The organism is Comamonas sediminis, from assembly GCF_041107495.1.
Taxonomy (GTDB): domain Bacteria; phylum Pseudomonadota; class Gammaproteobacteria; order Burkholderiales; family Burkholderiaceae_C; genus Comamonas; species Comamonas sediminis.
On the sequence record NZ_JBGBDC010000004.1, the window covers coordinates 364436 to 379313 of the forward strand.

Genomic DNA, 14878 nt, shown 5'->3' on the forward strand with positions numbered 1-14878 from the left:
ATGCCCGATGCTTTCACGCCCGATGATGTTTTTCTTGACCAGGTTATCTCCGGCTTGGATATGTCCCAAGATAACCAGGTGCTGTGCACAGTCCAATATGCGGACAAGGACAAAGATGATTATCTCTCCGATATATGGCTGCTTCCCACCGAACCGGGGGCAGCACCGCGGAAGTTGACGGCTGAGCCGTCCAAGAATACGGCGGCGCGCTGGTCTCCGGACGGCCGGCAGATCGCGTTTCTGTCGGACCGGCGTGATGGCACCGCGCAGCTGTACCTGATGCCGGGTGAGGGCGGTGAGGCCCGGCAGATCACCAACCTGGCCCGTGGCGCCAACGATATCCGCTGGCGCCCCGATGGCCAGGCACTGCTGGCGCTGGGCAATGTCACCGTGGACCCCGACGCGGGCCGCGAAGGTGCGCGCCAACGCGACGGCGCCCACCGGGCAGCCCCGGATCTGAATGCGCCGCAGCGCTGCTGGCGGCTGCCGTACAAGATGGATGGCAGGGACTACACGCTGCATACCCGCAACCACCTGTTTTTGGTGGCAGTGCCCGGCGGCCAGGCCACGCAGCTGACTGCAGGTGACTACGATGTGCGTGCGGCCGCCTGGAGCCCGGACGGCAACAGCATCTGCATTGCCAGGACGCGTGAGGCAGACAACGAATACCACTGCACCGATATCTGGTTGCTGCATTTGCAGGACGGCCAGGTTGCGCAGTCCGAGCGCCTCAGTGTGGCGCAAAGCAACAGCGCCTCGCCGAGCTGGTCACCCGATGGCCGCTGGATTGCCTTCATGGGGGCCGAGCAGGCCGGCGATGCCCAGAACCGGCTGTGGCTGATCGATCTGCACAGCAAGAAGGTCAGTGGCCTCGGGTCCGCATCGCTGGAGGTGCTGGCCGGCGATCTGTGCTGGTCCAAGGATTCGCGTTCACTGGGCTTTGTGCAGGTCAAGAACGGTCTGCAGTGCGCCGCCTCGATCGCCATACCTGCGGGCGAGGTCCGGATATTGCGGGGCGGAGATTTCCATGTCGGCGCGCTGGTTCAGGCCGATGGCCTGGCGTACACGCGGGAAGACCTGGTGCATCCGCAGGAAGTCTATTTCCAAGGGCCCGGCGATGCGCAGGAACGCGCCATCAGCCATTTCAACGACTGGCGGAATGACCGGCACGCGCTGGTGGCCGAATACCGCCGTTTTCAGGTGCCCGATGGCAACGGAGGCAAGGAGTCTGTGGATGCCTGGATATTGCGTCCGGACAAGGCATCGGGGTGTTTTGCTCCGTCCACCAGGCCCTTGCTGCTCGATTTTCACGGCGGCCCTGCCAGCTATGTGGACCTGACATTTGCATCGCACGCTTACTGGCAGATGCTGGCATCCCAGGGCTGGACGGTGGTGTCGGCGAACGCGGTGGGATCGAGCAGCTACGGCAGAGCGTTTTGTGGGCGCCTGCGCGGCAAATGGGGCGAGCTGGACCTGCCCCAGCACCTGGATATTGTCCGTCAGCTCCAAGCGGAGGATCTGGTGGACGCGCATGTGGCAGTGACCGGCAACTCCTATGGCGGATTCATGGCGGCCTACAGCATCGCGCATGAGAGCAGCTTGAAAGCCGCCGTTGTCAGTGCGCCTGTCGCCAATATCGAATCCCATTTCGGCACGTCGGACAGCGGGTACTACTCGGATACCTATTCCATGGACGTGCCGCAGGAAGATTTCCGCCGCACGGTCTACCGCCTGTCGCCGACCTTTTCGATCGAACATGCGACGGCACCGACCTTGTTCATTCAGGGGCTGGAAGACCAGCGTTGCCCGCGTTCGCAGACCGAAGAGCTGTATGTGAAGCTGGCCTACCTGGGTCAGGCCAGAACCGAGATGGTGCTGTATCCGGGAGGCAGCCATTCGTTCGCGGTGTCCGGCAAGCCGTCGCACCGGGTCGATCTGCTCGAGCGCATGCGGGCCTGGATGGCCGATTCGCTGCCCAAGGCATGACCGGGATGCGCTTTTTCAATCCAGGGCTGAGCGGCGGTGACCTTGTGTCCGCAGCCGCCAACAGCCCAGCAACCAGGAGACCGAGATGAATGCAGACAAATCGCCCAGCCGGGCCCGGCGGGTATTGCCGGGGCTGGCGTTAGCCCTGGCCAGCATGCTGGTGCTGAGCGCCTGTGACCGCGACAAGGCAGACTCCGCGTTTCCCGTCCCCAAGGTGCCGCCACCGCCTGCAGAGCCTGGCGGACCGGGCGCGACCTACCCGGGTGCCGGCAGCCCGGAAAGAGGCAGCAATGCCGCGCGGGTGGATGCCCAGGGCCATGGCGCCACGATCACCGGCAAGGACCCGGACCTGGGCGTGACGCCGAAAGCGCCCGATTCCGGCGCTGGAGGCGCCAGCGGTGGCGCGGGTGCGGGTGCGGCCGGCCCAGGTGCCGCAGGCCCAGGTGCGGCCAGCGCGCCGCCTGCCACCAGCGCTGCGCCGAGCGACAACGCAGCCTCCGGTGGGGCTGCGCCCGGGGGCAGCGGTGCGGTGCCCGACGGCTCCACCCACAGTGCGCCTGCCGGTGGTGGCGGCCACTGAGACCGCACAGGCCATTCCATCCCAGGCAACCGACGTTCCCCTTTCCGTGTATTTCAAAGGAGCAGCCATGACAACCATCACCCGTTTTTCAGTGATTCTCTGCGGTCTGGCATCGGCGGCCTCGGCGCAAGCCGACGTCAGCAAGCAGGACGAGGCCTTCCTGCAGCAGGCCGCAGCCGGTGGTCTGTACGAAGTCCAGGCAGGCCATCTGGCCCAGCAAAAGGGCACCAGCTCGGCGGTCCAGTCGTTCGGCTCTACGCTGGTCAAGGACCACACAGCGGCCAACGCGGAACTCAAGGCACTCGCCAGCAGCAAGGGTGTGCGTTTACCGACAACGCTGCCGAATGACAAAACCCAACGCCTGGCCAATGTGGCGCAAGCGAAAAGCTTCGACCAGACCTTTATCGATGAGGTGGGGTTGAACGACCATGCGCACGACATCGGGCTTTTCGAGAAGGCCAGCAGGTCTGCAGATGATGCCCAGGTGCGGGCCTTTGCCGCCAAGACCTTGCCGGCCCTCCAGGCCCACCGCGCACATGCGCTGGGCATGAAAAAGAACCAGGGTCAATAGGCAGTGCCGGCCCAGACTGCGGCAACTGCCCCGCGTCCGGCATTGCAGCAGCGCAGGTCTGCTGCCCGCTTTGCCGGACGGGCTGACACGGGGCTCACATGCCGGTGCCAAACGATGCCATCAGCTTTTGCATTGGCAACGTGCTGAGCATGTCGGTCAGCAGCTTGATGTTGACGGGCTTGACCAGGTGGGCGTCAAAGCCTGCTTCCTCGGACTGGCGCCTGTCTTCTTGCTGGCCCAGACCGGTCAACGCGATGATGGTGATGGCCCGGCCCCAGGGCAGCTGGCGCATGCGGCGGCAGACTTCCAGGCCATTCATGTCGGGCATGCCAATGTCCAGCAGCACCACTTCAGGCTGCAGGACCTGGCCCTGGCTCAGCGCCTGGGCACCACTGCAGGCGGTTTGCACATGGTGGCCTTCCATTTTGAGTATCGTGGCCAGCGACATCGCTGCGTCGGCATTGTCGTCGGCAATCAGCACGCGGCGCGGGATGCTGTCGCGTGGAGCGAGTGGCAGCGGCAGCGGCGGGGTTTCCAGCTCAGCCTGCGGCAAAGCGACGCAGAAGCGGCTTCCCCTGCCCAGGCCTTCACTGTGCGCCTGGACGCTTCCTCCGTGCATCTCCACCAGCCGCTTGACGAGCATCAGGCCTATGCCCAGCCCACCCTGTGAACGCTCCAGGCTGCGGTCCACCTGGCTGAACATTTCAAAGATATGGTCGAGTTGGTCCTGGGGGATGCCCGAGCCGTTGTCCTGGACGGTGATCAGAACGCGAGGACCACTGCTCTCCACCTGCAACTGGATGAGCCCGCCCGGGGCCGTGTATTTGGCTGCATTGGTCAGCAAATTGCCCAGGATCTGCGTCAACCGGGCAGAGTCGCCATTGACCGCCACGGGTTGCGAGGGCAGTGTCAATTGCAGTTGGTGGCCCCGTGCGTCCAGCGCGGGGCGGCACATTTCAACGGCTTGCCGAACGGCGTCTTCCACCGCGACGTTCTCCATGCGCAGCTCCAGCTTGCCGCGGTTGATGCGGTTGACATCGAGCAGGTCATCCACCAGGCGCACCAGCTGCTGGAGCTGGCGCTCCATGACTTCATTGGCTTCCATCACCTGCTGCCAGTTGCCGCGCGAGCGTCTCTGCACCTCCAGCATGTTGCGCATCGGTGCCAGCGGGTTGCGCAGCTCATGGGCCAGCATCGCCAAGAATTCGTCCTTGTGCTGGCGCTCCTTCGCCAACTCCGATTCGCTTTGGTGCCGCTCAATGAGTTCGGCCGCCTGACGCGCCAGCAGATCGATGTAGCGCAGCGCATCGGGGGAAGGCCCCCCGGGCTGGCGGTAATGGTTGTTGAGCATGCCCAGCAGCCGCCCATCGCGGCTCAGCAAAGGGGTGCACTGGATAGCCCGGATGCCATCCTCGACGACGATCTCCAGCCCGACGGTGCCGCGCAGCGCTTCGAGTTCCAGCACATCGGGAACGACCAGGCGCTGTATATTCCGCGCTGCCTCACCGCAACTGGCATCCCAGCCATCTTCAAGAAAGTGTGCGACGAGGCGCTCGCCCAACCCCTGGTGCACGACGATACGCAGGCTGCGTTTGTCTGGATCCCATATCTGGATATTGCCTTTATCGGTGCCCGAGATATCGGCCGCCGCCGCCAGAATCTTTTTCAGCAGCAGCTCGAACTGGCCCGGCCCGACCAGCTCGGCGCTCAGCGCCTGCAGGCGGGCCAGCGAATCGAGCTCCTTGCGCAGATGCGCCGCAGCGCGTTCGCGCTCCACGACGATGACGGTCGCCAACGCACCGAATTCGGCCACGCGGCGCTCCCAGGCATTGGGCTCGCGTGCCTCGCCCAGACACAGAAAGAAAGAGCCGACAGCCCTGGAGCCATGGCCTTGGGCCGGGTGGGAGTGGCACGCGCGAATTCCGTTTTCCAGGCACAGCCGCCGCCAAGCGGGGGACCATTGCGATGAATTCTCTACGTCGGCACAGGTGACCGGCTCGCCGGCGTAGATCGCGGTGCCACAGGTGCCGATCAGGGCCTCGCCGATGGGCAGACCCCGGACCGACTCCGAAAAAGACGGCGGAAAATGCGAGGAATAGCCACCGGCCATCTCGCTGCGGTCATGGTTGGTCAGCAGCACACAGGCCCGTGTGCCCGGAGCCAGGCGCCCCACGGCCTCGGTCAGCGCATCCAGGCACGTGGCCATTGGTGCGCCTGAGGCGATCATCAGTAGCGCCTGCCTTTGCTCCAGGTCGAGCTGCGCCATCTGCTGGGCCAGTTGAAATGGTGAATCCAAGGGGCTCTCCAAATAGGTACGGCGAGGCCGGACGAGGGAATCGCTACAAAGGCATGGAGAACAGGGAGTGCTAATTCCGCAGGCCATGGCGGCAGTAAGGACGGTCACCCATTGTCCGCACAATATGAACAATTGTGAGTCAGCTGGTGGCTGTATACGGCGTAGGAGTCACCTAGGCGGCTCCCGGGCTGGACATGGTCATGTATACGGTGTAGCACGGTGTGCAACGCGAAAGCCCGCTGGCAGGGCCAGCGGGCTTCATACAACGCAGAGGATTGTCAGCGCATTGCGATAAGAAAGCCGATGCTTGCGAGAAGCCGTTCATGCCAACTTGAACCGGATGGAGGGGAAATGCATGAACTCGGCAGGAAACGGAATGGGAGGTTGGAGAACCTCAGGCAGACGTTCAGCGCACGGACATCTCAGGGCCGCGCGCTACAGGCCAAACTGCGCATCGCCAATGCTTCATCTGCATCGCGCAGTGCGCAGGTCTGCGAACGCGTCTACGTTGCCAACTGCTTGGCGTTCTGAAGGGCGGCCAGACGGCGGTATTTTTCGAAGGTCTTGCTGATGTCCGTGGACACGGCGGGAACATAGCGGTTTTGCTTCTCACCACGCTGCGCGACTAAGGGTCGGGTTGGCATGGTCAGCATCGGAAATGATGGCTGGTGTTGCATGACGAACTCCTTTCTTCGATGGCTCCATCATCTGCGCTCAAGCGGGGGCGCAGTGTAGGCCTCGTCTGAGGAATGTCAAAAGGTTTTAGCTGACTGCCTGTAGTGCTTTTGCCATTGCAGCCATCGCAGCCGTTCCGGTTACCGCCAGTGTCTGGTCTACGGTGAGCAAAAAAACGCCCGCATGAGCGGGCGTACAGTAAGAGGAATGCCGAGCCATCACTGCTGCGACTGCTGGCGCTGGCGCTCGCGTTCAGCATCGCCCCCGTCCTGGTGCTCGCGCTCCTGGTGTTCAGGGGGGAGCCTCAGTTGGTCCTGCATCTTGGCTTCATCCTCGGGCTTTTCGCCATTGGGGCTTTGGAATCCTTGCTGTCGGTTCGTCATCGCTATCTCCTCATCGGTACACGCAGCTGTCAAGGCTGCAAGACCAGCTTAGGCGCGAAGGGGCCTGCGCGGTGTAGTCGCTGTTCTCGCATGGTCGTAGTGCGGCGAATGCGCCGCAACTGCCTCAACTTCCTCAACTCCCTGCGGGCATGCGGGATGGGCTGTCCGCACAGCCGCCCTCAGTCACTTTGCGCTAGGAGAAGGAGGCTGCCTGTCCAGCAGCACGAGTTCGCCGTCCACTTCGATGGCGTTATGCGCCAAGGATTTTTGCAATGGCATCCCCAATACCCGTTGTTCCCAGAAATCCGGGATGCTGGGTGTCCAGGAAGCTCCCAACGTTGGGTCGTTGATCAGCGTTTGAAGGCCTGCCTCGGTGAGATGGAGCCGGTGAGGAGTGCGCCCGCTTTTCAAGACCTGGAGGAAAGCCGATTCAATCGTGTCGTACAAGCTCATAGCAGTGGTTGGATGAATAAGGTGATAGGCCCTGTAATTAGTGCGGAAGAAATGGTAGCGCAGTTCCCAACGCTGTGAAAAGCGGGGTGGAAGCACGTGTAACGCAGGCGCGGGGAAATGGCCGGCAATGGATGCCTTGCCATGGCGCGCACGGCGTGCGCGTTGTCGGCGATCTGCAATAACGTCAGGTGCGCAGCCCCTATAAGCCGATGGCAGGCGATGGCCATCGAGGGCCCCTCTGCATATTTCCCTGCCCGGGCCGCGCGGCCTCAGGTAATCGCCAGGTGGTCTCTGTTGTCAATGACCGGCTATGAACTGCAAGAGACGCGTTGCCCGCCATGCCGGTCTGCGTCCTTCGCATGGGGCGAGGATTTTGCAGACTCCCTGGCGCATGGCGAAGGGAGTAGGCGCGATAGGCCGATTCCAGTGCATAAAGCCGCCTGAAGAGGCGGGTCCCGAAAAGGTCCGGCCGGCGTTGCGGTACCTTATTTGAATCGGCGGGTTAATAGCATGTTTTATTTTTTAAATAACCACGGAGAATTTTGTAGCGAGCGGGCTCGGATGGCCATAGCCCAGGCGCTGTCGGCAGTGGCTCAAAAAAGCCGGCGCTGTCGGGGCCGGCGATAGGTCATTTACTGGGAGGGCTTGCTTTTATTGTCGGAAACAGCAGTGGCGTCTGTGGTGGTGGTGCTGCTGCGGTTGCGGCTGCCGCGCCAGCGGTTGAAGTCATCGGAAAATGTCTGATAACGCTCACCACGCCAGGCTTCATAATCGCTGTCCAGATTCGCGATCTGCTCCTGGCGCCACTGGTGATAATCCTGGTCATGCTGGGAATACTGCCGGCCTGGCGCGTCCTGGCCTGGGCCGTAGGCCGAGTGGGCCCCAGATGGATGGCGGCTCCCGGAAAAGCTGCCTTCATCGCTGCTGCCCGCGCCGGAGCTGCGGCGCATGCCGTATTGGGGATAGACATCGTCGGGCTGCGCGATGGAAGGATCAGCGGCCCCGCTGCGCCAGTCCGGCGATGCTGAGAATCGCCCCCCGTTCTCCCGCCTTTCATACTCGGCATTCCAGCCCCGGTTGTCGCCCCAGCCTTGCTCCCGGTAGCTGCGGTCCTGTGCCTGGCTGGACGTATAAGGCCCAAAGCTGCCGCGCTCGGCGTCGCCGCTATCGTTTGTCGCGGTGCCATGTCGGCCCTGGCTGGGATCCGCATATCCACTATCGCCGTCCGAGTGCCTGATGTCAGATCCTCCATGGGGGTCATCCCGGCCATGTCCCTGCTTGTCAAAATACCTGGTGCTCATCGGTGTGCTCCTGTTGTCGACCGCTCGGTCGGTCATTCCAATTTATGGCTCCTGACCATCCCGGTTTGTAGGGCATGTCTTGTGTAGTCGTAGGCGTTCGAGGGGCGCAGAAGGCAAACCAACGCTCATTACTGGTGAGGGTGCGTTTGGGAATTGAACGATGGCGCCCTTTATTCAATAAATTTACTTCTAGATACGATTTAACGGCAAACTATCGAAGCTTGCCCTGTATCGGCAGCGCTCCCTAGAGCGAACCGCGGTCCAGTTGGCGTTTCAATGAAGGCGTATGGGACCGTACGGAGAGGGTGTTCGTGATTCCCTACGGTTTGTCGCCAAATGCCTGCCGACGGGTGTGGATTTTTGTTCTGGCAACAAATGCTGTTCTCTCATCGCTCAACAGAAGCAGCCGTGGAACAGGATGCTTGGTACCCGGTGCCAACGCCCTGTAACTGGCGATACCGCGCAAAGTGGGCGCAGCGATGGTGAATGCCCGGCGTTAATGCCTGGCCTGCGCCCGAATACCGCGAAGGTATTTTCAGTGCGCTGCGCGCGACCTATACGTTTGTATATTTTGTCAATACCTTTTTCAAGTTTCAGCCGCGAAATGCCATGAGGCATGCGGCCGATCCCCTGGTTTACACCTATTTTTCCATAGCATTTGCAGTATTCCTGCTACAAGACCATTAAATGAATTGTATTTGGAGCCAGGCTGGTTAGAATATTAATAATGCCCATTAATTATTAAAGTACTTAAATTGATAGATGTTTTAAATAATTGATGCCGCATGTGCGTGCAGAGGCACGCTGCCATTTGATTTTTCGGTGAGTGACTTCTAACCATTTGAGGTTTCCGATGAAAAGAACTATTGGTGTTTTTAATGTGCCTTTAGGGTCGAGATGGCTGGTGCTATGGGTATTGCTGGTTTGTGCATGGTCTGCACGGGCGCAGACCTGTGACCTGGGCGGCAACAGCGCTGCCTCGGGGCAGACGTTTCCACTGGTGGGCTATAACAGCACTGCTTCGGTGACGATGAGCACCGCCTCCACGTTCAACAACGGCGGCACCGTGACATTTCAAAATGTCCGGGGCCTGGAGAGATCGGTCACGACACCGGCCTTTTTGCGAGCCACCGGCAACACGGTGCTCAGCTATACGTTTTCCCCTCCGGTGCCTGCCAATCGCATAGCGCTGTTCATTTTTGACATCGGCATTGCCTCGACACCCACTTATACGCCGAGCATGACTCTGGCCGTGACCGGCGGGGCCAGCCCCAGCCATTTCTCCTTGTCGACGATGTCGGCCGGTGGTGCTGCGCCGTATGATGTCTTCAATTACAACCCCGCAACGGGTGTGATCTCGCGAGGCAACCCGTCGCCGACCGTCAGAGAATCGGGTGCCGTTGTCGGTAACTCCAGCAGTCTCGTCTCCAGTCTGACACTGACGACCTCCGGCCTGGCCAACGGTGATCTGGTAGGTTATGGATTGGCCTCGATACCGACCTGCGTCACGACAAGCAAAGTGAGCTACGGGGCAACCGGCAATTTTGCGTTTGCCCATACCAACCTTTCATCGCCCACGGCGTCGCTGACGACCACGGCTGTCAACACGCCCGTTACCAGCGCCCCCGCTTACGTTCCCAATCCCACATTGCCGGTCAGCATCGCGGAAACGCTGCCGGCGTCTCCACCGGGTTGGCGCCTGGCAACGGCTTCCTGCACCGATGCCAACAGCGCCATCACCGGCAACACCGGCCTGTTGGGCAGCCGCACAGGCAATACCATTTCCCTGCCAGCCAGCGTGCTCCATCCCGCTGCCAACATCAGTTGCCAGATGGCCAATTCGCTGCTGCTCGCAGCGGACGACACCCAGACCACCTTGATGGATGTGCCAGTCAACGGGACGGCTTCGATCTTCGCCAACGATACCGGGACCAATGTGGCCTTGGTCGGTCTGAACGGCGCTGCCTGCACCGCCTTTCCCTGTGTGCGCAATCTGGCGGGCGGAACGCTGTCGGTCAGCGCGGCGGGCGACTACGGCTTTGTACCAGCGGCTGGCTTCACCGGGGTGGTCACCGTACCGTACCAAATCACCGATGCGGCTGGACTGACGGCGAATGCCAACATCATCATCACGGTGACACCGGCGCCCCGGCTGGGCCTGGCGAAATCCAGCAACGGGCCCTGGGCGGTGCAGCAGAGCGGGGCGCTTTATACATTGAGCGTCAGCAACACCGGAACGGCGCCCACCTCGGGCCTGGTGACCGTGCGTGACAGCCTGCCGGCAGGCATTTCTGCGACTGCGGGCACCTACGGCGGCTGGAACTGTGCGGTCAGCGGCCAGGCGGTCAGCTGCACCAGCAGCGCGCCGATTGCGGTTGGCGCGGTCTCTGCGATTGCCCTGCCGGTGACGGTGGGCGCCGCCGCGGTGCCCGGTGTGGCCAACAGTGCCACCGTGGGCGGCGGCGGAGACCCGGCCAACGGCGGCAATGCGCCGGAACCCGGCAGTTGCAGCGCCGGCGATCCACGCTGCGCCAGCACCAGTACGGCAGTGGCCGTGCAGGCCGATCTGGGCATCACCAAATCGGCCAGTCCCAGTGGCAGCTATCTGCCCGGGCAAGCCCTCAACTACCAGATCGTCGTCAGCAACGCCGGCCCCAGCGATGCCAATGGCGTCACGGTGACCGACAATGTGCCGGCCAATGTGGCAGTCAGCAGCTGGAGCTGCACGCCGGTGGCCAACTGCGGGGCCAGCAGCAGCGGCACCGGCAACGCCATCAACCTGACCGGCGTCAACCTGGCCAGCGGCCAGAGCGTGACGGTGAATGTCAGCGGCGTGGCGCAACTGAGCGCCACCGGTGACATCGTTAACAGCGCCTCGGTCACGCCCCCGGCCGGGGTGGGCTGCAGCGTGCTGCCTTGCGCGAAGACGAGCACCACCACCAACACCAACAGCGGCGCGCCAGCGCTACGTATCCAGAAATCGGCGACCCCTGCGGCCTTTGCGGTCGGCCAGCCCGGCACCTACTCGATTCTGGTGGGCAATAGCGGCACCAGCAGCACGGTGGGCCCCATCACCGTCAATGACACGATGCCCGCCGGTGTAAGCATCAACCTGCCTGTTACCGCAACGGGCTGGGATTGCAGTGCCAGCTCCTCCAGCCAACTGGCCTGTACCAGCAATGCGGTGCTGCTGCCAGGCTCCAACGCCCCGGTCATCAATGCACCGGTCAGCGTGGCCAATGGCACATCCGCTTTGGTCAGCAATTCTGCGACGGTCTCCGGCGGTGGCGCCAGTTGTACGACTGGTTGCCAAAGCACGGTCAATACCAGCGTCAACACGCCCCGACTGGATGTCGTCAAAACCCTCAGCAGCCCGTTTGTCGTGGGCGTTGCCAGCCAGTATGTGATCACAGCCACCAACAACGGCCAGGCACCCACCTTGGCCGGCACCATCACCGACGATATCCCGGCCGGCTTGGCCATCGGCAACCTGCCTGCAGCCTGCACGGCCGCAGGCCAGACCGTGACTTGCCAGGTGCCTGCTGGCATTGCCACCGGCGGCGCGGTCAGCTTCACGATTCCCGTGACGCCCCAGCCCAGTGCCATTGGCCAAAGCCTGGTCAACACCGCGCAGGCCGATGCCAACACCGGCGACCCCAGCTGCCCGGCTGAAGCGCACTGCAGCGGCACCACCGACAACCCCGTCACCGCCCCGCAGCTGAGCTTGACCAAGCAAAGCTCCGTCGGTGCCTTCACCGTCGGTGTGCCTGCCCAGTACGTGCTGACCTTGAGCAACACCGGCACGGCTGCCACCACAGAGGCAGCGGTGGTGACCGACACCATGCCGGCGGGCCTGACCATCGATACGGCCAGCCTTCCTGCCGCTTGCACGCAAGCGCCAGCGGGCAGCCAAACGCTGGTCTGCACGGCAGCGGCCGGCTTGGCCAGCGGTGCCAGCACCAGCTTCACCATCAGTGTGACGGCGCAAAACGCAGTCAACGGCCAATCGGTCAGCAACCAGGCGACCGCTACCGGCGGCGGCGATCCGCTGTGCGCAGCAGGCACAGCTGCGGCTGACCTGCCCGCACGCTGCAAGCCCCAGTCCACCACCGCAGTGGATGCGCCCCAGCTCACGCTGGCCAAAACGGCCAGTAGCCTGTCGGTCGGTGTCCCTTCGAGCTACACCTTGACGGTGACCAACACCGGTACCGCGCCCACCAACGCGCCCATCACGGTGACCGACCTGGTGCCATCGAGCATGACCCTGGGCACCTTGCCCGCAGGCTGCACCGCAGCCGGCCAGCAAGTGAACTGCGTGAGCGCCGCGAGCCTGGCGGCCGGATCGAGCATCAGCTTTGTGCTGCCCGTCACCCCCCAGGCGAGCGCAGCACCGAGCGTGAGCAACTCAGCGAGCGTGCAAGGCGGTGGTGACCCCACTTGCCCCACGACGGACAACTGCAAGGTCACCAACACCACGGCCGTCGATACGCCCAGCCTGCAGCTGAGCAAAACCGACAACGGCCCCTGGGTGGTTGGCCAGGCAGGCGCCCAGTACACGTTGACCGTTGCCAACACCAACGCCAGCGTGGGCACAGTGGGCCCCATCACCGTGCGTGACAGCATGCCAGCGGGCATCACCCCGGCAGCGGGCACCTACGGCAACTGGGTTTGCACCGTCAGCGGCCAGGAGGTGGGCTGCACCAGCGCGGCCAGCATTGCCGGCGGCAGCAGCGATACGATCAACCTGCCTGTCACCGTGACAGCTGCAGCCATCGGTGGTGCGACGGGCGATGTCACCAACCACGCGTCGGCCGCTGGTGGTGGCGATCCGTACAACGGCGGAGCAGCACCGCAGCCGGGTGCCGCCTGCACGGATGCATCGCATTGCACCAGCAAGCTCACTTCCGTCAGCACCGCTGCAGCGCTCAGCATCGCGAAGGCGCTGACCCAGGTCAATGGCGCAGCATCGCCCGCCGGCTACCAGGCGCAGCCCGGCGATACCCTGACCTACACCATCACCGTGACCAACAGTGGCGGTACGCCGGGGCAGGTCACATTGACGGAGACGGTCTCGGCGGGCACCAGCTATGCCGGTACGGCAGAAGGCTGGAGTGCGGGCGAATGCACGACCGCAGGCACCAGCTGCACGCAAACGGTCCAGGTGGCAGCCGCATCGAGTGCCGTGGTGGGCTTCACGGTACTGGTGGATACGCCACTGGCGCAGGCGGCGATCAGCAATGCCATTACCAGCGATCTGCCAGGCGCTTGCGGGGCGGACTGCACGGTGAGCACCTCCGCGGCCTCTGCCAATGTGGTGGTAGCGACGCAGCCGCCGGTCACTGTGGCCGTGGGCAGCCCTGTCACCGTTGTCAGCAGCTGTACCAACCAAGGCCCTGCGGCGGCGCGCAATGCGGACTGCGTGGTCTCTGGCGTGCCCGCTGATGCCACCAATGTGAGCACGGTATGCACGGTCGACGGCACGCCAGTGACCCCCCCGGTGGCCAATCTGGCAAGTGGCGCGGCCATCAGCTGCACGACCATCTTCACGCCGGCAAGTCCCGGCGTGGTGAGCATCACCACCGCTGGCCGGAGCAACAGCTATGACCCCGACAGCAGCAACAATACCGCCTCCACGGGGGTGAACGTCAGCCTGACACCGCCTGCGTTGACACTGAGCAAGACCAGTGCCGGGTCGGTGGTGGGTGGTGAAAGCCTCAGCTACACCTTGACGGTGACCAACAGTGGCCAGACCGACGCTGCTGCAGGCGTGCTGGTCTATGACCAGCTGCCAGCGGGCATGGTGGCTACGGCGGCCACCGGCGGCGTCTGCACACCGTTGGGCAGCGCCGGTGCGTTGCTCAGCTGCGCAGTGGGCAGCCCGGTGGCGGCCAACGGTGGCACCGCAGCGATAGTGCTGACTGCCACTGCGCCCGATGTGGAAGGCAATCTGACCAACTACGCCTCGGTGGACCCTGCTGGCGGCACGCCGGCCGTGCCGGGTCCTGGCTGCGCGGGAGCGAACTGCGCCAGCGCCACGACAGCCGTCAGCGCCCAGCCGGGGCTGGTGCTGCGCAAGACCAACAACGCGAGCAGCGTGACCGCGGGCAGCACGGTGACCTATACCGTCAGTATTTCGAACCCCGGCAGTGTGGCGGTCAGTGGATTGCGCTGGTCGGACACCCCGGGCAGCGGACTGAGCGATGTGGCGATCGCCGGGCAAACGGGTGATGACAAGGGCTCCGACCCGGGCGCCTGCACGGGCCTGACCTGCAGTGCCATCAGCGTGGCTGCCGGTGGCCAGGTGAGCTATACCGTGCGCGCCAAGGTCAACGGCGCCGCTGGTGGCACTGCCGCCAACAGTGCCGTGCTGGAAGGTGGCCGCTGCACGGTGGATGCCCCGTGTACGGCCACCGACAGCGATGCCATCGTCTCTGGTGAGGTGATCCCGGTGCCTCTGGGTTCAGACGCGGCCCTGGTGCTGCTGGCGCTGCTTTTGCTGGCAGGGGGCTGGACCCAACTGCCCGCCCGAGCCAGGCGGCGCTGATATCGCTGGGCCTGGCGCCTGGCCGGGCAGTGGGCGCCAGTGCCGCAAGAGTGCGGAAAGAGCTAAAAAACAGCAGGCCACCGTAGAGG

9 protein-coding genes are annotated in these 14878 nt (G+C 63.4%); 4 read left to right on the forward strand and 5 right to left on the reverse strand.

The genetic code is table 11. The annotated features are described in order from the left end of the window. Positions 1-174 precede the first annotated feature (174 nt). The 3 genes from AB7A72_RS11805 (at position 175) to AB7A72_RS11815 (ending at position 3137) form a co-directional block, all read left to right on the forward strand. Positions 175-1986: a S9 family peptidase gene (locus AB7A72_RS11805; RefSeq protein WP_369460081.1), complete on the forward strand. Its 1812-nt coding sequence runs from the start codon at positions 175-177 to the stop codon at positions 1984-1986. 85 nt (positions 1987-2071) lie between these two features. Further along, on the forward strand, positions 2072-2566 hold the full coding sequence (locus tag AB7A72_RS11810) for a hypothetical protein (RefSeq protein ID WP_369460082.1): 495 nt from the start codon (positions 2072-2074) through the stop codon (positions 2564-2566). A 67-nt stretch (positions 2567-2633) separates the two neighbouring features. Then, positions 2634-3137 (forward strand): DUF4142 domain-containing protein, encoded by a 504-nt coding sequence (locus tag AB7A72_RS11815; RefSeq protein WP_369460083.1) that lies wholly within the window; start codon positions 2634-2636, stop codon positions 3135-3137. A 94-nt stretch (positions 3138-3231) separates the two neighbouring features. Here AB7A72_RS11815 and AB7A72_RS11820 read toward each other — a convergent pair whose 3' ends face one another. From AB7A72_RS11820 to AB7A72_RS11840, 5 genes are all read right to left on the reverse strand, one after another. Then, positions 3232-5433 carry a hybrid sensor histidine kinase/response regulator gene (locus tag AB7A72_RS11820; RefSeq protein WP_369460084.1) on the reverse strand — a complete coding sequence of 734 codons (2202 nt, stop codon included), beginning with the start codon at positions 5431-5433 and terminating at the stop codon, positions 3232-3234. 503 nt (positions 5434-5936) lie between these two features. Next, positions 5937-6110: a hypothetical protein gene (locus AB7A72_RS11825; protein WP_158400602.1), complete on the reverse strand. Its 174-nt coding sequence runs from the start codon at positions 6108-6110 to the stop codon at positions 5937-5939. 216 nt (positions 6111-6326) lie between these two features. After that, entirely contained in the window at positions 6327-6491 is a 165-nt protein-coding gene (locus AB7A72_RS11830) for a hypothetical protein (protein ID WP_312835513.1), read from the reverse strand. Between the two features lie 183 nt (positions 6492-6674). Beyond that, the gene (locus AB7A72_RS11835) at positions 6675-6944 is read right to left on the reverse strand and encodes a hypothetical protein (protein WP_239812464.1); all 270 of its coding nucleotides are present in this window, start codon (positions 6942-6944) and stop codon (positions 6675-6677) included. A 632-nt stretch (positions 6945-7576) separates the two neighbouring features. Beyond that, on the reverse strand, positions 7577-8245 hold the full coding sequence (locus tag AB7A72_RS11840; protein ID WP_369460085.1) for a hypothetical protein: 669 nt from the start codon (positions 8243-8245) through the stop codon (positions 7577-7579). Between the two features lie 1030 nt (positions 8246-9275). Here AB7A72_RS11840 and AB7A72_RS11845 point away from each other — a divergent pair. Next, positions 9276-14789 (forward strand): prealbumin-like fold domain-containing protein, encoded by a 5514-nt coding sequence (locus AB7A72_RS11845; protein WP_369460086.1) that lies wholly within the window; start codon positions 9276-9278, stop codon positions 14787-14789. The last annotated feature ends 89 nt before the right edge of the window (positions 14790-14878 follow it).